This is a genomic window from Thermohalobaculum sp. (assembly GCF_058622915.1).
Genome location: NZ_JBZSYN010000196.1, coordinates 1 through 23,036, shown reverse-complemented (window position 1 = coordinate 23,036; position 23,036 = coordinate 1). Strand labels below are relative to the sequence as shown.

The 23,036-nt window shown below is 66.6% G+C and carries 15 protein-coding genes and 1 tRNA gene; 12 read left to right on the top strand and 4 right to left on the bottom strand.

The window, feature by feature from the left end:
• Positions 1–93: 93 nt before the first annotated feature.
• The gene (locus AC32QD_RS15435) at positions 94–2,637 is read right to left on the bottom strand and encodes a cation:proton antiporter (protein WP_492011396.1); all 2,544 of its coding nucleotides are present in this window, start codon (positions 2,635–2,637) and stop codon (positions 94–96) included.
• 213 nt (positions 2,638–2,850) lie between these two features.
• On the opposite strand from AC32QD_RS15435, the gene AC32QD_RS15430 reads away from it, so the two are divergent.
• The 5 genes from AC32QD_RS15430 to AC32QD_RS15410 all read left to right on the top strand — a co-directional run bounded on the left by AC32QD_RS15430 (position 2,851) and on the right by AC32QD_RS15410 (position 9,392).
• Positions 2,851–3,828 (top strand): carbon-nitrogen hydrolase family protein, encoded by a 978-nt coding sequence (locus AC32QD_RS15430; RefSeq protein ID WP_492011395.1) that lies wholly within the window; start codon positions 2,851–2,853, stop codon positions 3,826–3,828.
• A gap of 39 nt (positions 3,829–3,867) precedes the next feature.
• Entirely contained in the window at positions 3,868–6,621 is a 2,754-nt protein-coding gene (locus AC32QD_RS15425; RefSeq protein ID WP_492011394.1) for an aminotransferase class I/II-fold pyridoxal phosphate-dependent enzyme, read from the top strand.
• Between the two features lie 200 nt (positions 6,622–6,821).
• Entirely contained in the window at positions 6,822–8,273 is a 1,452-nt protein-coding gene (locus AC32QD_RS15420) for a biotin carboxylase (RefSeq protein WP_492011393.1), read from the top strand.
• A 17-nt stretch (positions 8,274–8,290) separates the two neighbouring features.
• Positions 8,291–9,265, top strand: coding sequence for a C45 family autoproteolytic acyltransferase/hydrolase (locus AC32QD_RS15415; RefSeq protein ID WP_492011392.1), 975 nt, complete (start codon positions 8,291–8,293; stop codon positions 9,263–9,265).
• A 51-nt stretch (positions 9,266–9,316) separates the two neighbouring features.
• A tRNA-Lys gene (locus AC32QD_RS15410) sits at positions 9,317–9,392 on the top strand.
• A gap of 334 nt (positions 9,393–9,726) precedes the next feature.
• On the opposite strand, the gene AC32QD_RS15405 is transcribed toward AC32QD_RS15410, so the two are convergent.
• The 3 genes from AC32QD_RS15405 to AC32QD_RS15395 are packed head-to-tail and all read right to left on the bottom strand — an operon-like array spanning position 9,727 to position 14,316.
• Positions 9,727–11,259 (bottom strand): trimethylamine methyltransferase family protein, encoded by a 1,533-nt coding sequence (locus tag AC32QD_RS15405; RefSeq protein WP_492011391.1) that lies wholly within the window; start codon positions 11,257–11,259, stop codon positions 9,727–9,729.
• Positions 11,256–13,343: an oxidoreductase gene (locus AC32QD_RS15400; protein ID WP_492011390.1), complete on the bottom strand. Its 2,088-nt coding sequence runs from the start codon at positions 13,341–13,343 to the stop codon at positions 11,256–11,258. The genes AC32QD_RS15405 and AC32QD_RS15400 overlap by 4 nt, the downstream gene beginning before the upstream one ends.
• A gap of 49 nt (positions 13,344–13,392) precedes the next feature.
• On the bottom strand, positions 13,393–14,316 hold the full coding sequence (locus tag AC32QD_RS15395; protein ID WP_492011389.1) for a LysR substrate-binding domain-containing protein: 924 nt from the start codon (positions 14,314–14,316) through the stop codon (positions 13,393–13,395).
• Positions 14,317–14,414: 98 nt separating this feature from the next.
• Here AC32QD_RS15395 and AC32QD_RS15390 point away from each other — a divergent pair, with 98 nt between their 5' ends.
• From AC32QD_RS15390 to AC32QD_RS15360, 7 genes are all read left to right on the top strand, one after another.
• Positions 14,415–15,203: a HalD/BesD family halogenase gene (locus tag AC32QD_RS15390; protein WP_492011388.1), complete on the top strand. Its 789-nt coding sequence runs from the start codon at positions 14,415–14,417 to the stop codon at positions 15,201–15,203.
• A gap of 12 nt (positions 15,204–15,215) precedes the next feature.
• Positions 15,216–16,352 (top strand): aromatic ring-hydroxylating oxygenase subunit alpha, encoded by a 1,137-nt coding sequence (locus tag AC32QD_RS15385; RefSeq protein ID WP_492011387.1) that lies wholly within the window; start codon positions 15,216–15,218, stop codon positions 16,350–16,352.
• A 148-nt stretch (positions 16,353–16,500) separates the two neighbouring features.
• Positions 16,501–18,159, top strand: a complete 1,659-nt coding sequence (locus AC32QD_RS15380) for an ABC transporter substrate-binding protein (RefSeq protein ID WP_492011386.1) — start codon at positions 16,501–16,503, stop codon at positions 18,157–18,159.
• Positions 18,160–18,225: 66 nt separating this feature from the next.
• Entirely contained in the window at positions 18,226–19,179 is a 954-nt protein-coding gene (locus tag AC32QD_RS15375; protein ID WP_492011397.1) for an ABC transporter permease, read from the top strand.
• Positions 19,176–20,063 carry an ABC transporter permease gene (locus AC32QD_RS15370; protein ID WP_492011385.1) on the top strand — a complete coding sequence of 296 codons (888 nt, stop codon included), beginning with the start codon at positions 19,176–19,178 and terminating at the stop codon, positions 20,061–20,063. The genes AC32QD_RS15375 and AC32QD_RS15370 overlap by 4 nt, the downstream gene beginning before the upstream one ends.
• On the top strand, positions 20,056–22,062 hold the full coding sequence (locus tag AC32QD_RS15365; protein WP_492011384.1) for an ABC transporter ATP-binding protein: 2,007 nt from the start codon (positions 20,056–20,058) through the stop codon (positions 22,060–22,062). The genes AC32QD_RS15370 and AC32QD_RS15365 overlap by 8 nt, the downstream gene beginning before the upstream one ends.
• 188 nt (positions 22,063–22,250) lie before the next feature.
• Entirely contained in the window at positions 22,251–22,865 is a 615-nt protein-coding gene (locus AC32QD_RS15360; RefSeq protein WP_492011383.1) for a TetR/AcrR family transcriptional regulator, read from the top strand.
• The last annotated feature ends 171 nt before the right edge of the window (positions 22,866–23,036 follow it).

Here is a 23,036-nt window from a genome sequence, read left to right as displayed (position 1 = left end):
GGCCTGTGTGTCCGTGCTCATCGGCGCCTCCTCGGGCAGTGGGTTGCATGGATTAGAAGTGGGGTGCCGGGGCGCCCGCGGCAAGCCGCCGGCTTACTGCCCGGCCCGTGCCGGCGCGGGCTTTTCCGCCGCGGGGGGAAGCACCGGGAACTCACGCCCCAGCTGGGATTCGGCGGCACCGCGGATCAGCGTCTCGATGCCGGGGTCGCGCCGGGTCAGCCTGAGGAAGTCGCGCCGCGACAGCGTCAGGAGCCGGCAGAACCCCATGGAAACCACGCTCGTGCGCCGCCGCCGATAGGGCATGAACAGCGCCAATTCGCCGAAAAAATCGCCGTTCGACAGCAGCACCGGCTCGCCGGCGCCACGCGCCTCGAGCGCGCCTGAGGCAATGAAATACATGTCCGTGCCGCGTTCGCCCTCGGCCACCACGGTCTCGCCGGGCACGGTGAATCTGGGGCGCAGCCGGCGCGCCATGGCGCGGCGCTGCTCGGGGGCGAGCCCGGAGAACACGGGCACCTGCTCGATCAGCGCCTCGGGCGATAGGGCGAGGTCAAGGCGCGGCGGCTTCGCCAACTCGCGCTCGCGCCGGTCGAGCCGGCGGATCAGGTCGTCGCGCAGCTCGGAGCTGATCACGCCGTCGCGTAGCAGCCGCTCGTATTGCTGGCGCTCGCGGCGCAGCGCGGCGCGGGCGATCAGCGCCTGCTCGAGTGCGGCGACATAGGCCGGGTACTGCAGCTCGATGGCGTCGATCTCCTCGTGCACCCGCTTGAGCCGCCAGGCGAGCAGCTCCGAGAGGTTGCTCGCCGCGTCCTCGCCGATCATCGGCGCCACCGTGCCCTCGCAGAACCGCTGGAGCTCGCGGATGACGCGGTCGCTCTCGAGCAGCACGGTGAGCTTGAGCTCGATCACCTCGCGCAGGCGCCGGTCCCAGCGCAGCCAGCGGTGCAGCTGCACCGCGAACCACGATCCGGCGGCCGAGTTCATCGCCTGCTCGACCGCTTCGACGTAACCCGGCCGGCCATCGACCCGCGCCGCGTCGGCGGTGCGCTCGGCGTTCAGACGCATGCGCATGGTGGCGCGGGGGCCAATCGCGCCCTCCTCGAAGCCGCGGCGCACCAGCCGCGCCTCCTGTCCGCACAGGATGGCGAGCCCCAGGCGCAGCCGCTCGCCGAAGGGGATACGGTCGGCACCCGCCTCGGCGCGGACCTCGACCTCGCGGCGCCGCTCGCCGAGCGCGGTCTCGACGGCCGCCAGCGCTTCGGGCTCCAGGGTGCGGGCGCGGGCGAGGTCGGCGATGACGTTGCGCACCCGGTCGATGGAGCCGGCGACGATGCGCTCGCGCAGCGCCAGATCGGCCGGCGAGAGCTGATCGAGCCCGAGCCGCGAGGTCAGCAGCGCCAGCGTCGAGGCGTTGATGAACAGCGTCGCCAGCGCGAAGGCCGCGGCGAGCGCGCCCAGGATCGGTCCGGACTGGCCGAGCCCCGGCATCTGCACCAGGGCGAGCGCCAGCACCAGCGTGACCGCGCCGCGCACGCCGCCCCAGAATACCAGGATGCGCTGGGGCGGGGTCAGCGGGGCCGCGTGGCCGAGGCGCTCGAGCAGCGGCAGCAGCCCGAAGATGATGACGCCGCGCGCCGCAAAGGCAGCCAGGTAGACCAGCAGCACCAGCACGATCTGCACCATGGTCAGATTCGAAAGCATCCAGGGCGTGAGCAGCGAGACCAGCAGCAGTATCATGGCGTTGGCCCAGAACCCGGTCTGCGCCCAGACCGCGCGCACGGTGTTCCAGTTGCCCGGCCCCATGTGCACGAAGCCCCAGGAGCCGGTGGCCAGCCCGGCGAAAACCACCGCGACGACCCCGGAGGCGCCGAGCCAGAACTCGGCCAGCAGGTAGGCGCCGTAGGCGAGCGCCATGGTAATCGACATCTCGGCCAGCGGCGAGCGGTCGAGCCAGGGATAGAGCCGCGCCGCCAGGTAGGCCAGGGCGAGCCCCGACGCGGCGCCCGCGCCGAAGCTGTAGACAAAATCGCCGAGAACGCCGACCGCTGTCGGAGGCTGGCCCCCGGGCGCCAGCAGCGCGATCAGAAAGGTGAAGATGGCGATGGCCGCGGCGTCGTTCAGCAGGCTCTCTCCCTCGAGGATCACCAGGAGACGCCGCGGCGCGCCGATCTCGCGGAAGGTGGTGATGACCGCGCCGGGGTCGGTTGTGGCCACAGCCGCGCCCAGCACCAGGCAGGCGGCCAGGCCGAGGGGCGACAGCGCCCAGAAGGCGAGGCCGACGAAGGCGGTGGCGACGACCACGGCGACCACGGCCATGACCATGACGCCGCCCAGGTCGTCAAGGAGACGCCGCACGTTGACCGACAGCGCCATCTCGAACAGGAGCGGCGGCAGGAAGAGATAGAGCAGCGAGCCGGAATCGAAGGCCACCTGCTCGACGAACCAGCGATCGAGCGCGGGCAGGTTGAGGCCTGCCAGCGACAGGCCGCCGAATGCCGCCGCGCCTGCCGTGGCGAGCCCGGCCGCGGCGACGGTGACCGGCAGCGGCAGGCCGAGCCGCCGGGCGAACGGCACCAGCAGTGCAACGAGCGCCAGCGCCAGCACGATCACGGACAGGACAAAGACGACAATGCGCATCGGCTGCCGGCTCGAACCTCCCGCGTGACCCCACCTCCGCAGGCCCGCCGGGGGTGGGCGGGCCGTGAGCGCAACACTATATCATGGGCGGCCCGGCGTCAGCCGGATCGGAATCCGGGCATCTCGCTGCGCGCAATTGTAGCTGTTGCCCTTTTCGCGAGCGTGGCGATAAACTCGCCGATCGAGCAGGCATAACGAGGAGTCCGCGTCTTCATGACCCCCTTCGCGATCGCCGGCGTGCAGATGCATATTGCCGCCGCACACGACAATGTCGAGGCCATGCGCCACCACCTGGAGGTGCTGATGGCCCGCTTTCCCTGGACGCAGATGGTGCTGTTCTCGGAGTTGGCGCCCTACGGGCCGCTGACCCGCTATGCCCAGCCCTTCCCGAACCAGGCCATCGACCAGTTCCAGGCCGATGCCCGACGCCACAAGATCTGGCTGATCCCCGGCTCGATGTTCGAGAAGGCGGCGGACGGGCGGCTCTACAACACCGCCATGGTCATCAACCCCGAGGGCGAGGTGGTCGCCAGGTACCGCAAGATGTTTCCGTTCCGGCCCTACGAGGAGGACGCGGTCGCCGCCGGCACCGAGTTCTGCATCTTCGACGTGCCGCAGGTGGGGAGGTTCGGGCTGTCGATCTGCTACGACATCTGGTTCCCCGAGACCACACGGCACCTGACCTCGCAGGGGGTGGAGATCCTGCTCCATCCTGTGCTGACCGGGACCGCCGACCGTGACGCCGAGCTCGCCATCGCGCGCGCCACGGCGGCCCAGTTCCAGTGCTACGTGTTCGACGTCAACGGGCTGAGCGCCGGGGGCGTCGGCCGCTCCTGCGTCGTGGCGCCTTCCTCGCATGTGCTGCACCAGTCCGCGGGGCAGGAGGACATGTTCCCGATCGAGGTGGACCTCGAGCAGGTGCGCCGCCAGCGCGAGACCGGCATCATGGGGCTGGGCCAGGTCCTCAAGAGCTTCCGCGATCGCGAGGTCGAGTTCCCGGTCTATGACCGCTCGAGCGGGGCGGATGCCTATCTGCACGGCCTCGGGCCGCTCGAGATGCCGCGCAAGGGCGCCAAGGACGGCCTCGTGGCCGGGAACCCGCGGGCGGTGCCCGATGTGGCACCCGGCGACGGGACGGCGAAGGGCGGCGCCGAGATCGCCCACATCGCCGGGCGGCTTGCGTCCGGCTGACAAGCGTCCGGCGGGGCAGCCCCGGGCAGGGAGGGAACGATGCCGGAGGACGCGCCGAAGCGTGGTGGGCTCACAAGTCATTCGGTCGGCGACTACTACAGCGCCGTGCAGCTGCGGGCGGACCGATGGAGCACGCTGCGCGCGACCGTCGACCGGTTGGCCCACATGGAGCCGGGCGAACGCGGCTCGGTTAAGCTGGCGAACCAGGCAAGCGAGCTGTTCGAGGCGCTGGCCCCGATCGAGATGTACTGGGCCTTCCCGGGCGCCGCGGCCTTCGACCACATGCGCCGCCAGCTCGAGCACCGCAACTGGGAGGAACTGGCCTTCAGCGTGCGCCGCACCGTGCGGGCGCTGACCTCGGGCGCCTACCGGCGGCGCACCATCCCGCTGGCGCGCGACGACTCGGAGGCCGAGGAGCTCGAGGACGAGTCGATGCTCTCGCCCGAGGCCCGCGCGCTGGCGCGGCCCTATTTCGAGGTGATGATCGTCGACGACCTCAACGAGCACCAGGAGCGCTGGCTGAAGGCCAGCCTGGCCCGGATGCGGCGCCCCGAGGACCCTTTCCTCTACGAGCCGGTGGTGGTGCCCAGCCTAGAGGACGCGCTGATCGGGATCCTGTTCAACCACAACATCCAGGCGGTAGTAGTGCGCCCCGGTCTGGCGCTGAAGTCCTGCAACAGGCTGCCGATCCTGACCAAGTACCTCACGCGGGCGGGCGACGAGGATCTCGACGCGCTCGAGGCCACGGATTACGGGCCCGAGCTGTGCCGGCTGATCGCGCGCGTCAGACCGGAGCTCGACGCCTATCTGGTGACCGACCGCTCGGTCGAGGAGATCGCCGGGCGCGACCTCGGCGGCTGCCGGCGGGTGTTCTACAACCAGGAGGACTTCCTGGAACTGCATCTGAACATCCTGCGCGGCGTCAATTCGCGCTACAAGACGCCGTTCTTCACGGCGCTCAAGGAGTACTCGAAGCAGCCCACCGGCGTGTTCCACGCCATGCCGATCAGCCGCGGCAAGTCGATCTCGCGCTCGCACTGGATCCAGGACATGGGGGCGTTTTACGGGCCCAATATCTTCCTGGCGGAGACCTCGGCGACAAGCGGTGGCCTGGATTCGCTGCTCGAGCCGCTCGGGCCGATCAAGCGCGCGCAGGAATACGCGGCGCGGGCCTTCGGCGCCAAGCAGACCTTCTTCGCCACCAACGGCACCTCGACCTGCAACAAGATCGTGGTGCAGGCGCTGGTGAGGCCCGGCGACATCATCCTGGTCGACCGCGACTGCCACAAGTCGCACCATTACGGGCTGGTGCTGGCGGGGGCGCATGTCGTCTATCTCGACAGCTATCCCCTGAACCCCTGGTCGATGTACGGCGCCGTGCCGCTGGCCGAGATCAAGCGCCAGCTGCTGGAGCTCAAGGCGGCGGGAAAGCTCGACCGCGTGCGCATGCTGCTGCTCACGAACTGCACCTTCGACGGCATCGTCTACAATGTCGAGCGGGTGATGGAGGAGTGCCTGGCGATCAAGCCGGACCTGATCTTCCTGTGGGACGAGGCCTGGTTCGCCTTCGCCCGGTTCGGCCCCACCTACCGGCAGCGCACGGCGATGAACGCCGCCAACACCCTGCGCGACTGGCTGCGCACGCCCGAGGCCGCGCGCGCCTGGGAGAAGCAGCAGGAAAAGCTCAAGGACGCCGATAGCGAGACGCTGCTAAAGACGCGCCTGGTGCCGCCGCCCGATGCGCGGGTCCGGGTCTACGCCACGCAGTCGACGCACAAGACGCTGACCGCCCTCAGGCAGGGCTCGATGATCCACGTCAACGACCAGGACTTCAAGGGCGAGGTCGAGCAGGCCTTCCACGAGGCCTATATGACTCATACCTCGACCTCGCCGAATTACCAGATCATCGCCTCGCTCGATGTCGGCCGGCGCCAGGTCGAGCTCGAGGGCTTCGAGTTCGTGCAGCGCCAGGTCGAGGCGGCGATGGCCATGCGGCGCGCCATCGCCACGCATCCGCTGCTGAGCAAGTATTTTAAGGTGCTGACGGCTGGCGACATGATCCCCGCCAGCTTCCGCGAGAGCGGCATCGCCTCCTACTACGACTCCGAGCACGGCTGGGCCGACATATGGGAATGCTGGGGCCGGGACGAGTTCGTGCTCGACGCCACCCGCATCACTCTGGCGGTCGGCGGTACCGGCTGGGACGGGGCCACGTTCAAGACCCAGATCCTGATGGACAAGTACGGCATCCAGATCAACAAGACCTCGCGCAACACCGTGCTGTTCATGACCAACATCGGCACCACGCGCTCGTCGGTCGCCTACCTGATCGAGGTGCTGGTGCAGATCGCCAACGAGCTGGACGATTTGCTCGACGACGCCTCGCGCATGGAGAAGCTGGCCTTCCAGCGCCGCGTCGAGAGCCTGACCGTGGACCTGCCGCCACTGCCCGATTTCTCGTGTTTCCACGATGCCTTCCGCGATGGTCCGGATACGCCGGAGGGCGACATACGCGCCGCCTTCTTCCTCGCCTATGACGAGGAGAAATGCGACTACCGCCCTCTGGGCGACGAGCTGGCGCGGGCAGTCGAGGGCGGCGAGGAAGTGGTGTCTGCCTCCTTCGTCATCCCCTATCCACCGGGCTTTCCGATCCTGGTGCCGGGACAGGTGGTCAGTGCGGAAATCCTGGCCTTCATGCGGGCCCTGGACGTCAGCGAGATACATGGCTACCGGCCCGAGCTGGGGTTGCGGGTGTTCACCGCCGAGGCGCTGAAACGCTACGCCGCCGGGTGAGTGCGGTCATGGATGCCCCGGGGCGGCTGTCGGCGGGTCTGCCTGCATCGCGCCCGGGCGTGGTCCGGGGCTCAGTTGCGAGGCGGCAATGGGGCTGCGGATTGTCGAAACGAGTTCGGCGATGAAATTGTCAGGGCGTGTGGATTGGAACTGCAGAGCCATGCGCCTTGAATAAATAGGGGAACGACAGGGAGACCAGAATGTCGAGAAAGACGCTCAAGAATATCTCCGAGATCCGCCGCTTTTTCCATCGCAACGAGACGCCGATCTATTTCGTCTCGGCGACGAACTTCAACCTCCTCGGGATCGACGAGTGGGTAAAGAACTTCAAATATATCAGTTACATAGATTGCTATGACGCCCGGCACCCGAACGTCTTCTGCCCCTCGGAGCAGCCCCATGCCGAGTTCCAGTCGATCGAGGACATCAATAACTACCTGCTGCGCCACAAGGAGGTGATCGACTACATAACCCGGCGCGGCGGCAAGCCCAAGGTCGTGTTCCTGATGTTCGACGCCCAGACCGAGCAGCTTGCCAAGGAGCTTGGGGCGGAGGTCTGGTTTCCCCGGGCCAAGCTGAGGAACCGCGTCGACAACAAGATCGAGACCGTGCGGATCGGCAACAAGGCAGGCGTGCCCTCGGTGCCGAACACACTGTCGGAGGTCAAGAGCTACAAGCACCTGACCGAAGTCGCCGACAAGGCCGGGATCGGCGGCGACCTCGTGCTGCAGACGGCCTATGGCGATTCCGGGCATACCACGTTCTTCGTCAGGTCCGAGGCCGATTTCCGCCGCCACGAGCACGAGATCATCGGCCAGGGCGAAGTGAAGATCATGAAGCGGATCAACTGCCGCGGCTCGGCCATCGAGGCCTGCGCCACGAAGCAGGGCACCATCGTCGGCCCGCTCATGACCGAGCTGGTGGGTTTCAAGGAGCTGACGCCCTATCGCGGCGGTTGGTGCGGCAACGAGATCTTCGCCACGGCCTTTGCGCCGAAGACCCGGCAGAAGGCGCGCGAGCTGACCTTCAGGTTCGGCGAGCAGCTCAAGAAGGAGGGTTATCGCGGCTATTTCGAGCTCGATTTCCTGATCGACAAGACGAGCGGCGAGATCTATCTGGGCGAGCTCAATCCGCGCATCACCGGCGCCTCGTCGATGACCAACCATGCCGCCTTCGCCCATGCCGACGCGCCGCTCTTCCTGTTCCACCTGCTCGAGTTCTCGGGCGTGCCGTTTCAACTCGATATTCAGGAGCTGAACGCGCGCTGGGCCGACCCCGACATGATCGACTCCTGGAGCCAGATGGTGATCAAGCACACCGAGGACTCCGTGGACATCGTCACCAACGCGCCCGAGACCGGCATCTACCGCATGCTCGAGGACGGCCGCGTGGTCTTCGACCGCTTCGACTATCACCGCCGCGCCGTGGAGAGCGAGCAGGAGGCGTTCTTCTTGCGCATCCTCAAGCCGGGCGACTATCGCTACGAGGGCGCCGATCTCGGCATCCTGGTCACGCGCGGGCGGTCGATGACCAATGCCTTCCGACTGAACGACCGGGCGAAGAAGTGGATCCACGGCATCAAGCAGAACTTCGCCGCCCGCCCGCTGCCCTCGGCCACCGCGCTGGCGGACCCGGCGTTCAAGATCCTCTGACGAGATCCCCGGGGCCGATGCAGCTCGACTTTCGCGCCGTCGCTGAGGACGAGCCCGGGCCGAAATGGTCCGGGCTGTTCGCCGAGTACTGGCCGCACTACCGCCGCTGGTGGCTGCGCGAGGGCGTGGCGGCGCGGCCCACCTATCGTGACGGGCTAAAGGCCATGCGCCAGCACATGCCCGAGCTGGTGGACATCTACCAGACACTGTGCGAGCGGGCGGGGGGCGGCGACGCCGAGGCGCGCTTCCTCAGCTACTATTGCCCGCCTCCCTATCTGTCGGGCTGCAGCCAGGCGATCTGGCCCGGGGCCGAGCCGGTGATGGTCCGCAACTACGACTACGCGCCGCGCGCCTTCGACGGGATCGTCCTGCGCACGCGCTGGAAGCGCGCGGTGATGGGCGTCTCGGACGGCATGTTCGGGCTGGTGGACGGGATGAATGCCGCCGGGCTCGCCGTCTCGCTGACCTTCGGCGGCCGGCGCGTGGTGGGGGACGGCTTCGGCGTGCCGCTGATCCTGCGCTACGTGCTCGAGACCTGCGAGACGGCCGAGCAGGCGGGCGCGGCGCTGGCGCGCATTCCCTGCCACATGAGCTATAACGTGACGGCGCTGGACCGGGGGCGGCACTTCGTGACGGCCTATCTGGCGCCCGATCGGCCGGCGGTGCTGACCCATGCGGCGGTCGCCACCAATCACCAGGAGCGCGTCGAGTGGCAGCACCATGCCCGCTTCACCGCCACGGTGGAACGCGAGCGCTACCTGCTGCAGAGGCTCACTCTGCACCGCGAGCCCAAGGAAAGGTTCGTTGCCGCGTTTCTGCGTCCGCCGCTCTATTCGACGGCCTTCGCGCACGGCTTCGGCACGCTCTACACGGCGGTCTACGAGCCGCGCCGGCGCCTGATGACGCTGCGCTGGCCGGGTGCGGTCTGGCCAAAGAGGCTCGACCGTTTCGTCGAGGACACGCAGCCGGTGCAGTATCCCCTCGCGGCATGACCGGTCGGCCCTTGACGCTGGCGCCCATGCCGCGTAGATGACCCCCGTTCCGGGCGCATAGCTCAGTCGGTAGAGCAGCTGACTCTTAATCAGCGGGTCCAAGGTTCGAGTCCTTGTGCGCCCACCAAGTATCTCAAGGGCTTAGGCGGAAACGCCTAGGCCCTTTTGAGCAGCCCGATCCGATTGGTCCATGTTGATTGTTAGTGCATGCATGAGCGGCAGACTGCGGATCTTCCCGGGGAACAGCGAGGGCTGATCGGCCGGCTCATTCTCGAGAATGGTTGCCACTAGCGCCGGCGCTTGGGTGCTCGGAGGGACGGGCTTTGTCCTGCGCTGCTTGGTCTGATGTGACGGTTTTGTCCAGACGTCGCGGTCAAGATCAAAGGCGTCCCGCTCAGGATCTCCCCAACCCTGGCACCTGTCAGTATCTGGCCTACAACGCCCGGTAAGGGACGGTCCGGTCAGTTAAGCGGTGCTCCGCCCTCTGCCTTTCGGCGCGCCACATAGGCGTCGAGCTGCTCAGCGATCGCCGGGTCGAGCGACGGCTGCTCGTATTCGGCGAGGAGCTGTTTCCAGATGGCGTTGGCGCGCTCTCGGGCCTGGACGGCGCCGCGGTCCAGCCATTGCGGATGATTGTCCCAGTTCGACACTATCGGAGAGTAGAATGCGTTTTCGTACCTCTGCATTGTGTGGTCGGCGCCGAAGAAGTGGCCGCCGGGGCCGACCTCGGCGATCGTGTCGAGCGCCAGGGCTTCGGGTGTCACGTCGAGCGGGGTGAGATAGGCATCCATCATCTGCAGCATCTCGGCGTCGATGATCAGCTTCTCGAAGCTGGCCGTCAGGCCACCGTGCATCCAGCCCGCCGCGTGGTTGAGCAGATGCGCCCCGCCCATAAGCGCGCCCCAGAGCGCCATATTCGACTCGTAGGCGGCCTGGGCGTCGACCTCGTTGGCGGTGCAGACATTCGACGAGCGGAACGGCACGCCGATGCATCGCGCCAGCTGCCCGGAGGCCTGCGCCGCCTTGGTGTATTCCGGCGTTCCGAAGGCCGGCGCGCCGGAACGCATGTCGACATTCGAGGTAAAGCCGCCGTACATCACCGGCACGCCCGGCCGCACGATCTGGGTCAGCGTGATGCCGGCCATAGCTTCGGCATGTTGCTGGACGAGCGCACCGGCGATCGTCACCGGGCTCATGGCGCCGGCCAGCGTGAAGGGGGTGATTACGTTCACCTGGCCATATTCGGCCATGGTCATCAGCCCCTCGGCCATGGGGATGTCCAGCTGCAACGGCGAGTTGGTGTTGATGATGCCCAGAAGCGTCGGCCGGTCCACCAGCGCGTCGGGCGCACAGCCGAGCGAAAGCGCGGCCATCTCGATTCCGTCGAGGGTGCGGCGGCGACCGAGCGTCTGGGTCTGCCAGTTCTTGTCCAGCAGCGTGATCTGGGCGCGGAAGATGTCAAGATGCCGGCTGTGGGCCGGCAGGTCGAGCGGCTCGAACGGGCCGCCCCCTTCCTGATGGACGACGTTGAGCTGCTGGATCAGCCGCAGGTAGTCGCACATTTCGGCAAAGGTTCCGTCGCGGCGGCCGCGGTCGTTATCCATCACATAGGCCGGACCGCCAACCGCGCCGTAGACACAATAGCCGTCGCCCAGGCGCAGCGATTTGGCAGGATCGCGTGCCTCCAGCGTGAAGCGCGCGGGCACGCTGCGCAGCAGGGGCTCGACCATGCCGGGCGGGAGGCGGACGATTTCCCCATCGACCTCCGCCCCGGCGGCGCGGAACCTATCGCGCGCGGCGGCGGCCAGGACCCGCATGCCCACGGTCGCGAGGAGCTTTAACGCCGTATGGTGGATCGCCTCGACATGGTCCGCAGACAGTACCTCGATCGGTGCATAGCGCCGCTCCACCTGACCGAATGGGGCCTGATGCAACGCCCCCGGCACCCGCCCGCCGCGGCTGCGGCCGCGCCGACGGCCCGGCGCGGCGCTCATTCGGCGGCCTCGGCCCACTGAACGTCTGGGGGCGGGAACGGAGCATCGCGCCGGATGCGGATGTCTCCGGCACGTAGGCCGAGTTCGCGGGCGGTGCGGTGACCCTGATAGACCGCATGGACGATGGCGCCCGGCGCGTTGGCGTCGCCGGTCAGGTGCAAGGATTTATGGACAGTCCACGCCGTGTCGCTCGCCACCAGCTCTTCATGCAGGCTCGAGCCGCCTTCGCGCAGGCCGACGATCACCAGCGCGCGTGCAGGAACCCGGCATTCCGCGTCGGTGAAAATCTGGGCGAGGGTGACGGCCTCGCCATCGAAGCCGGTAACGATCTCTAGTGTGCGGTAGCCGATCCCGGCGCGGGCGAAGGATTGGTGTACCAGCGGCTGTTCGTTGGTCATGAAGCCCCAGGAGGCCGCCGCACCGGCGGTGGTGACATAGGTCACCTCGCAGCCGCGGATGGCCAGCGCCTCGGCTACCGCAGAGCCCATGTAGTAGTTGTCATAGTCAAAGACCACGACCGGCCCCTCGACCTGTGCGCCTGCGGCCAGATCGTCGGGGGTGTAGACCCGCGGCGCATCGAGGAGCGCGCCGGGCAACTCGTTGGCGGCGCAGAGCGCCGGCCGCCAGCGTGCGCCGGTCGCCACCACCACGTGATCGGCGTCGAAGTCCAGGACGTCGTCAGCCGAGAGCCTGCTTTCGGCATAGAGCGCGACATTGGCCATCCGCCGTAGCTGGCCGAGGCGGTACTCGACGACACGGTTCCACGCGCTGAGCCCAGGCAGCCGGGCTTCGAACCGGAGCCGGCCGCCGAAGTCGCGGGCGGCCTCTGCCAGCGCGACGCGGAAGCCGCGCCGAGCGAGCGTCAGCGCGGCCTCGAGCCCGGCTGGGCCGCCCCCGACGACGAGCGCCTGCCCTTCGGCCTCGCGGCGGAGGATTTCGGGATGCCAGCCGCGGCGCCATTCCTCGCCCGCCGTCGGGTTCTGGGTGCAGCGCACCCAGACGCCGTCATGCCAGGACGAGATGCACATGTTGCAGCCGATGCACTCGCGGATCTCGTCTTCCCGCCCGGCGTCGATTTTGGCCGGCAGGAACGGGTCGGCGATTGAAGGGCGGGCACCGCCGATGAAGTCCAGTACGCCGCGACGCACCATTGAGACCATCGCGTCGGGCGAGGTGAAGCGGCCGACGCCGACCACCGGCCTATCGGTGACCGACTTGACGAAATCCACCACCGGCTCGTGGCTGCCCTCCGGTGTATAGCGCGAGACGGCGCAGTCGGTGGTGGCATAGTCCATCTTGACGTCGAAAAGGTCGGGCGCGTCGCTGAGGTGGCCGATGACCTCATGTGCCTCACTTTCGGCTACGTCCGACGGCCGTGCACGCAGTTCCTGAAGGGAGATGCGAAGGGCCACGGCGCAGCGGCCGTGGGTCGCCTCCCGGACGGCGTCAATCAACTCCTCGGTCAGCCGCACTCGGTTGCGGACCGAGCCCCCGTAGGCATCGGTGCGGTGGTTGTACTCGGTCAGCAGGAACTGGTGCGGCAGATAGCCCATTCCGGCATAGACATAGAGGATGTCGAAGCCGGCCTGCTCCGCCCGAATCGCCGCATCGGCGTGCCAGCGGATCAGGTCGCGAATATCCTGCGCATCCATCACCCGCGGGCGGGCCGAGGACATGAAGCCGACATGCGTCGTCATCCAGGGCACGCCCGACGGCGCAAGCGAGGCCATGCGCGAGCCGCGGTTCATTACCGCGGCGCCGCCGTGCCAGAGCTCGACCCCGGCCAGTGCGCCATGTGCATGGACCGCCTCCGTCATCAGGGCGTGGCTGCGGACGTCGGACTCGTCCCACAGCGTGGCGAAGGGCAGGGGACTGTCATCCGACGACGGGTGGACCGAGCAGGCGCCGGTGCAGACCACGCCCCATCCGCCTTCGGCCTTGGTACCGCGGAAGGCGGCGCGGACATGTGGGGCGGCGTTGGTCATGCCGCTGGCATGGGGCACCTGGTAAAATCGGTTCGGCGCCGTCTTGGGCCCGATTCCGACCGGCTCGAACAGAAGGTCGTAACGCGGGTTTCTGGACATCGGCCCCTCCTGTTGAACGATCGTACAGTAAAGGCCGTCCCGGCGGCGGTCAAGCTCGTGGTGGGGGGGCCTGCTGCTGGCTGCACAGCCAGGCAATCAGTCTGCGGAGGTCGGCCTTGCGGTCGCGGCCGCGCGGATGGACCAGGCTATAGGGATGGCCGAGCGGCACGGCGAAGGAGGACAGCGCCTTGAGCCGGCCAGCATGCATGTCTGCCTCGGCCATCATCCGTTGGCCGAGGACCACGCCGAGCCCGTCACGCGCGAAGTCGAGCGCGAGGCCGGACATGCTGACGACGAAGCCCTTGTCGCGTCCGCTGCGCGGCACTCCGCAGCTGTCGAACCAAAATTCCCACGAGGGCAGCGAGCCGAAGCCGGGTCCCCAGTCGGTATGGATCAGGTCGTCGTCCGGCACGCCGGCAAGGCCCGGATTGGCCGCTGCGGGATTGCGTGCGAGATAGTCCGGGCTGCACAACGGAAGCACCTCATCGTGGCGCAACTGGATCGTGGTCAATTCCGGGTAGAGGTTTCTGCCGTAGCAGATCCTCAGGTCGATGTTGCCGCGCGCAAAATCCACAGGGTCGTCCTCGACCCGGATGGCGAAGCGAAGCCGCGGCTGGTCCCGGAGAAAGCCCACAAGCCGCGGCGCCAGCCAGAGCCGCGCCACCGACGGCAGAACGCTGATGACGAGGCGAGAACGGGTGGTGCCGGTCAGGGTCTGCTCGGTGACGGCTGCGATCGACTGCAAGGCTTCGGTGGTGCCGCTGAAGATCGCCTGTCCGGCATCGGTCAACACCACCCGGTTGTTGAGCCGGGTGAACAGCCGCTTGTCGAGGAACCGTTCAAGGTTGCGCACCTGCTGGCTGATCGCGGCCGGCGACACGCCGATCTCCTTCGCCGCGGTGACATAACTGCCTGCGCGGGCCGCGGCTTCGAAGGCGCGGAGCGCGTTCAGGGGAGGAAGCCGGCGGGTCATAAGCTGCCTTAGGTTTTCTGAGCCAGGCTAACATTTTGCCCGCTTGTGAAAAGAGGAATCTCGGCCATCCTGCTTTTGACGCTCGCAGGGAGGCTCAAATGCGCGACATCCTCGACCTGGACCGGTTTCCGCTCGACCGGCCCGGCGCTGACGCCTGGCACGACCTCGTCGCCCGGTGCCGCGCCGATCTGGCGCGCATGGGGATGTTCAACCTTGAGGGCTTCGTAAAGCCCGAGGCGGTGGCCAGGGCGATGGCCCAGGTGAAGCCGGTTATGGAGACGCTCTCATTTGTTCACAAGCGGACGCATAACATCTACTTCCGCGATGCAGTGGAGGGCATTCCTTCCGACCACCCCGCGCTGCGCAAGGTCTCGACGACCAACCACACCGTGTGCGGCGACCAGATCGCCGAGACCGTGCCGGCGTGGATCTACGACTGGCCGCAGTTCGCTGTCTTCCTCGCCGCGACGATGGACAAGCCGACGCTGTTCACCATGCGCGACCCGCTCGCCCGGATGAACGTGATGCGCTACGGCGACGGCGAGGCGCTCAACTGGCATTTCGACCGCTCGGAATTCACCCCCACGCTGCTGTTGCAGGAGCCGAGCGGCGGTGGCGTGTTCGAATACCGCTCGGACCTGCGCAGCGACGACGATCCGAATTACGACGGTGTGGCCCGGCTGCTGGAAGGAGGGGACCCGGAGGTCAAGACGCTCCAGCTCAAGGCGGGCACGCTTAATGTCTTCAAGGGTAAGAACACGTTGCATCGGGTGACGCCCTGCATCGGACCGAAGTCCCGCTACATCGTCGTCTTTTCCTACTACGAACGCCCGGGCGTGGTGTTCAGCAAGCACGAGCAGATCGGGTTCTACGGCCGCGCGGCCTAGCTGGAGGGAGAGATGGGCAAGGAAGTGTTTGCCGGGCTGGCGCACGCGTTGAAGCAGAGCGAGACCCGCGACTATGACGCAGCTTGGTCGATGCCGCGGGGCTACTACATCGATCCGGCGGTCGCCACGCTCGAGCGCAGCGAACTGTTCGGGCGGGAATGGATTTGTTTCGGCCGCGCCGAAGAGGTGGCGGAACCAGGCGACTACATGGCCTTCAAGCTGTGCGACGAGCCGCTGGTGGCCGTGCGCGGCGAGGACGGCCAGCTGCGTGTCTTTTCCAATGTCTGCCGGCATCGCGGCGCATTGCTGGCCGAGGGTCGGGGGCGCCGGCCACGGCTCGTCTGCCCCTATCACCAATGGTCCTATGGCCTCGACGGTCGGCTGGCGGCGGCGCCCCGGATGGAGCCGCACAGGGATTTCGAGCCCGAGACCTGCCGGCTGCCCGAATTCGCCGCGGAGGACTGGCACGGCTTTCTCTTCGTCAACCTCGGCGACGATCCGCCCGCGCTCGCCCCGCGCCTGCAGGGGCTCAGCGAGTTGATTCGGAACTACCACATGGAGGAGATGAGGCTCCGCTACGTGGCCGACGAGATTTGGCACACGAACTGGAAATGCGTGATCGAGAACTTCATGGAAGGCTACCACCTGACGCCGCTGCACCGGGCCACACTGCATCCAGTGAACCCGACGCGCCTGTGCACCCATTTCCCGGCCGGAGACGCCTATTTCGGCTATAACGCCGGCTACACGCCAGATCTGCCGCGGTCGAACCGCGGCCATCCCGATCTGACCGAGACCGAGGTGGACAATTGCGTAATGTTCGCCATTCCGCCCGGCCTGGTGTCAGGTTGCGGCGGCGACTACAGCTCGTTCATCTGCGTCCAGCCGGAAAGCATGGACCGGGTTCGCGCCCGCCTCGGGCTGATCTTCTACGGCGAGGACTGGAGTGACGCGGCCGTGGCCGACGCGGTGACGCTGTTCAATGACACGATGGCAGAGGACAAGGACGTTCTCATCGGCCTGATGGTGGGTATGGCCTCGGCCCATCACAGTTCCGGTCCGCTCGCTCCTGCCGATTTCGAGGGGCCAGTGCTCGATTTCTACCGCTACTACAGCCGCCGCATGCAGGGCGCTTTAGCGCGGTCGTGATCATGTTCGTGTTGAACGAACGGCCAACATGTGCACTGTGTCGAAAGGGCAGAGTTGAAAATTCCCCGCCCGGCGCGTGGTCCGCGACGGGCATGCCGAGAAATGACACGAGACCAAAGAAAACATTCAAGCGCGACAGGAGAGATCAATGGGACGGAACTATCGGCTGCTCGACCAGTTGCGCCGTGAGCGCAGCGAGGTCGAAAACGACCTGATCGACGGACTTCTGGATGGCCGGGTCAGCCGGCGGGACTTCATGCGGCACGGTTCGGTGCTCGGCCTGTCGCTGCCGTTTCTGTCGACCACGGCCGGTGCGGCAGGCTTTGAGTTCCTGCTGCCGCAGCGCGCCCGCGCCGCTACTGGCGGAACCGCCCGCGTAGGCCAGGTCGTGCCCGCCGCCACCATTGACCCGGTGAAGATCGCCGATGGCGGCGGCATCACCGTGCTATCACAGGTGGCGGAGAACCTCGTCCTGTCGGCGCCCGATCTGACCGCGCAACCGCTGCTGGCAGAAAGCTGGTCGCCCAACAAGGACGGCTCTGTTTGGACCTTCAAGCTGCGCAAGGGCGTGAAGTTTCACAGCGGTCACGTCATGACCGCCGACGATGTCGTCGCCACCTTCGACAGGTTGGCCGACCCCGCCAACGGCTCCAACGCGCTGTCCGCATTCAAGGGCGTTCTGTCGAAAGGCGGCACAAAGAAGGTCGACGACCTGACCGTGGAATTCCATCTCGATGCGCCGAACGGCGGCTTCCCGTATGTCGTTTCGACAGACAACTACAACGCCGTCATCCTGCCTGCCGACTACAAGGGCGATTTCGAGAAGGACATGAACGGCACCGGACCGTTCAAGCTGGTCAAATACACTCCCAAGCAGGGAGCCAGCTTCGAGAGGAACCCCGATTACTGGGGAGGAGCGCCGATCCTCGACAGGGTCGAGCTCAACTTCTACGAGGACTACCAGCCGCAGATCCTCGCCATGCTCGGCGGTCAGCTCGACATCGTGCAGCAGATCCCCGTCCTGCAGGGCGCGGCGCTGCTGAACAACGCCAAAGTCGCGATCATAAGCACGCCCTCGTCAGCGCACGAGGAAGTGCACATGCGCAACGACAAGGCCCCCTTCACCGACAAGCGAGTGCGCCAGGCGGTTGCACTGTGCCTGGACCGGCCCCAGCTCGTCCAGGGCCTGATGCGCGGCAAGGCTCAGATCGGCAACGACAGCCCGTTCATGAAGGCCTATCCCTCGACCGACCGGAGCGTGCCGCAGCGGCACAAGGACATCGCCAAGGCCAAGCAGCTGCTTGAAGCGGCCGGCATGAAGGACGGGTTCGAGGTCGAGCTGACCACCGAGAAATATCTGGAAATCCCGCAATACGCGCAGGTGATCCAGAACGCCGTGCGGGCAATCGGCGGCAAGATCAAGCTCAACATCATGGACCAGGGGGCCTATTACGGCGATGCAGTCCCGGGAAAGTCTCCCTGGCTCGACTCGACTATGGGCATCACCGATTACGGCCACCGCGGCGTGCCGAATGTCTTCCTGCAGGCGCCGCTTCTCAGTGACGGCACGTGGAACGCGGCGCATTTCAAGAACAAGAAATACGACGGCCTCGTGGCCACCTACATCGCCGCGCTCGACCTCGATTCGCAACGCAAGACGGCAGGCAAGATCGAGCGCCTGCTGCTCCACGAAACACCAATCCTCTACACCTATTTCTACGACTTCTTGACGGCGACGAAAAAGGGCATGACCGGGGTCGAGCCCACTGCAATGAGCCATCTTTTCTTGCAGAAGGCGAGCCTCTGACGCAGACCTAGAGAGAGCGGGACCCGGCAACCGGCCGGGGCCCTCTGCCAACAGGGGGCGAAGGCCATCGCCAGATATCTGATCAAGCGGCTATTGCTTTCGCTCGTGACGCTCTGGCTGCTCAGCCTACTGATCTTCGTCGGGGCCCGGATGCTGCCGGGCAATGTCGGCCGCGCGATGCTCGGCCCCTTCGCCGATGCGCAGGCGGTGAAGGTGCTCAATCACGAGCTCGGGACCGACCGGCCGCTACTGGTGCAATACGGAAGCTGGATCGGCGAGTTCGTCACCGGCACTCTTGGCGAATCCTATGCCTACCGCGCCCCGGTCGCCCCGTTCCTGTGGGCGGCGCTGCTCAATTCCGCCAAGCTCGCGCTTGTCGCCTTCTTGATGGTGGTGCCTTTGGGGCTGCTCGGCGGCACCGTCGCCGCGCTCTATCGCGACCGGCCGCCGGACCGTATCCTTTCCGCGCTCGGCCTCTCGGCGACGGTTGTGCCGGAGTTCGTATCGGGCATCGTGCTGATCCTCATCTTCGCGGTCTGGCTGAACTGGTTTCCAATCTCGGCCACGGCGCCGGAGGGGGCCGGGTTCTTCGGTCAACTCTATCACCTGATCCTGCCCGCGATCCCGCTTGTCCTCGTGCTCTTCGGATATATCGCCAGGATGGCAAGGGCTGGGATGATCGAAACGCTCGACGCCGATTACACCCGGACCGCCATCCTGAAGGGGCTGAGTTTTCGCAAGGTGATCTGGCGCCACGTTCTGCGTAACGCGCTAATGCCGACGATCAGCGTCATCGCCACCCAGACCGTTTACCTGATCGGCGGCCTAGTGGTGATCGAGATCCTGTTCCACTATCAGGGCATAGGTAGCCTGATCTATACCGCCGCGACGAAAAAGGACTTCCCGATGCTTCAGGCGGGTATCATGGCGGTCGGCATCCTGTTCACGGTCATGACGCTCATCGCCGATCTGATCTATGCGGCGCTCAATCCCCGTATCCGATATCGAGGCAGCGAATGAGTGAGGCCGCAACGCCCGGCAACACCCTGCCCCGCGCGTCCGAACCGGCCCTGGCAGATGCCCCGCGGAGCCTGCTACGCCGCTTGCTGGCGAGTCCCTCCTTCGTCATAGGCACCGGGATCACCCTTTTCTGGGTCGCCTGTGCCTTGTTCGGCCCGATGCTGGTGCCCTACGACCCGTTCGCGACGGATGTCATGCATACGCTCGCGCCGCCCTCGGCCGCGCACTGGTTCGGCACGGACGAACTCGGCCGGGATATCTTCTCTCGCGTCATTGTCGGTGCGCGGGACATTCTGACGGTGGCGCCACTCGCAACACTGCTCAGCACCTTCTTGGGCGCCGCGCTCGGCCTAGCTATGGGCTATTTCGGCGGGCTCTTCGACGAGGCTATGAGCCGGCTCGTCGATGCTGTTCTGGCCCTGCCCACCGTCGTAGTCGCCCTGCTTGCGCTGACCGCACTTGGCGCCTCGACGAGTACGGTGCTATTCGTGATCGGCTTCTCCTACGCGCCAATCATCGCTCGCACGGTACGGGCTGCCGTGCTCGTCGAACGCGGGCTCGATTATGTCTCAGCGGCCGAACTTCGGCGTGAGAGCCCGCTTTACACGATGTTCGTCGAAATCCTGCCCAACGTCATGCCGGCGATCCTGGTCGAGGCGACGGTGCGGCTGGGCTACTCGATCTTCACCGTGGCGACGCTCAGCTTCATCGGCTTCGGCATTCAGCCGCCTTCGCCCGACTGGGGGCTGTCGATTGCCTCCAGCTACGGGCTGATCGGTGGCGGCTACTGGTGGACGGTGCTGTTTGACAGCCTCGCCATAGCCAGCCTGGTCGTGGGGGTCAACCTGGTCGCCGACAGCATTCACGGGGCGCTCGATGACTGACGCCCCAGCGCTTCGCCTCGATGGTCTAGCGGTCGGCTACCGGGTCAAGGGCAGCACCCTGCGAGTCCTGCAGGACGTCGATCTGGAAATCGGCCGCGGCGAAGCCTTCGGGCTGGTCGGCGAATCCGGCTGCGGCAAGTCCACGGTGGCTTTCGCCACCCTGCGCTATCTACCGCGCAACGGCACGATTGAGGCGGGGCGTGTACTGATCGGCGGCAAGGATGTCTACGGTCTCGATGCCCGCGAGCTGCAGGCGCTCAGGCGCAGCTCGGTCGCAATGGTCTACCAGGACCCGGGGAAGGCGCTGAACCCGTCGATCCGCATTGGCCAGCAGCTTTCCGAAGTCTTCGAGCTTCTGCGCGAGCCGCGCGCCAGCTGGCGCGATCGCTCGATCGAGATGCTGCAGCGGGTCCGGATCACCGACCCGGCGTCGGTGCTGCAGCGCTATCCGCATCAGCTTTCGGGCGGAATGCAGCAGCGCGTCTCGATCGCGATGGCGCTTGCCAGCAACCCCTCACTCCTGATCCTTGATGAGCCGACGACCGGGCTCGACGCAACCGTCGAGGCGGAGGTGCTGGACCTGATCGTGCAGCTTCGCCAAGAATATTCCACCGCGATACTGTTCATCAGTCACAACCTCGCCGTGGTTGCCCGGATGTGCGAGCGCGTCGGTGTGCTCTACGCCGGCCGGCTGGTTGAGGAGGGGCCAACCCACGATCTGTTCCGGACGCCCCGCCACCCCTACACGGCCGAACTGCTCCGTTGCCTGCCGCAGCAGGGCCGCAGCAAGTCGGTGGCGCCGCTCGCCACCATTCCCGGCTTCCTGCCAGCGCCCGGAAGCGCTGTTTCCGGCTGTGTCTTTGCCGACCGGTGCCAGCTGGCCGACGCCACCTGCCGCGCCCAGGCGCCTGCCCAGCGGGATCTCGGTGGCGGCCGGGCGACGAGCTGCCATCATCACGACAGGGTGGCGACGATGCACGAGGCCGGTCCCAGTGCTCTGGTGCCGCCACCCGACCGGGCGGCCGCGGCCCCGGTGCTGGAACTGCACGGGGTCAGCAAGACGTTCCGATATGCCGGCCAGGACTTCCGCGCCGTTAGCGACATCGACCTGACGCTCGGCGAAGGCGAGACGCTGGGCCTCGTGGGCGAATCCGGTTCCGGCAAGACCACTCTGGCGCGGGCCATCCTTGGGCTGACAAAGCCGGATGCGGCTGGGGCGATCCTGCTCGACGGCGAGCCGCTTCCTGCCGCGCTGTCGGATCGCACGATCGCCCAGGTCAAGGCGCTTCAGATCGTCTTCCAGAATCCGGATTCCGCGCTCAACCGCGCACACAGCGTCCGCCGAATGATCGGGCGGACCATTTCCCGCCTCGTCGGCATGCCACGGCTCGAGCGGGGCCGGAGGATCGAGGAACTCACCGACTCCGTGCGTCTGACAGCGCGCCAACTTGATGCCCGGCCGAGCCAGCTTTCCGGCGGATTGAAACAGCGTGTCGCCATAGCCCGGGCTTTCGCCGGCGCCCCACGCGTCGTGATCTGCGACGAGCCGACCTCCGCGCTCGACGTCTCGGTGCAGGCAGCGATCCTCAACCTTCTGGTCGAGCTCCAGTCCATCGAGCGGGTGAGCTATATCTTCATTTCCCACGATCTTGGTGTTGTCCGCTACATTTCCGACAGGATCGCCGTGCTATACCTCGGCCGGCTGCTCGAGATCGGGCCTGCCGAGGCGGTTTTCACCGGGCCTCATCACCCCTACACCGAAGCACTCCTGTCGTCGGTTCCGTCGGTCGACGGCCAGCATGAGCAGCGCTTGAAGCTTGGCTCGAAAGCACCGAGCGTGGCCCAGCCGTCGGCCGGCTGCGTCTTTCATACCCGGTGCCCAAGAAAACTCGGCTCGATCTGTGCGGAGAAAGCGCCGCCGGAACGGCGACTTGGGCCGGACCATTTCGTAGCCTGCCACCTGCCGGATAGCGATCTCCACCGAACCACGACGTCCTAGGATGGGCGGCAAAAGGGGCTTGCAGCCTTGCCCCGACCCGTGCAGGGAGCATGATGAGAGCTCGGGCGGATGCCGGGCCGTGTTGGAGAGCCGGTGCTCCCGGGCGCCGCGGCTTAAACGCGCGCAAGCTGGCAGGGATGCTCTGACCTCCAAAACTGGCCAAGGTTGGCCGCGCCGCCGGAAGGACGATGACGAAGAAAAAGGACGCCCCCCGCTTTCGCCGATACCCGAGGGAAACACGCGGCACGATGCTGGTAGAGGCCGGGCTCGCCTGCCTGGCCCGCGGCGGGATAACCGCCTTCACGGTTGACAACATCTGCCGGGAAGCTCAGGTGTCCCGCGGCCTGATCCAGCACCACTTCGGCTCGAAGGATGCGCTTCTCGCAGCTGTGTACGCGACGATGTACGATCGGTTTACGGATGTGCTCGCAGCCGCCGGGGATGGCGGACTGTCGCTCACCGATCTCATCGAGGCCTGTGTCGCGCCGGAGGTCTTCAACTCGGCCAGCCTGAAGACATGGCTCGCGCTCTGGGGAGAGATCGCCAACAATGTGGAGCTCCGACGGGTGCATCGATTGCGCTATCTGGATTTGCTCGACCGGGTGGCCCGGGCAGTCTCGGCGGAGGCGGAGCATCACGGCCGCAGCGTCGATGCGAGATCAATCGCGACCCAGTTCATCGCCCTGTCCGACGGCCTCTGGCTCGAGCATGGCCTCGACACGGACATGATGTCGAAGGAGACCGCGCGCGAGGTGCTCTCGGCCTTTCTCGCAAATTCCGTCGGCAGTGTCAGATTGAACTGATTTGGCGGGCTTGGACCTGGGAATTGCGGTGCTATAGCATTTTCCGTGTATTCCGGCTCGTATCCGGCTGCGGTGAAGTAGTTGGCGCACTCCTGCGGGGTGAAGTCGTCAAGGATACGCCCGACGGCTGCCCAGAGCCTGTCGCGGGTGCGGGCGGCGACCTTGCGCAGC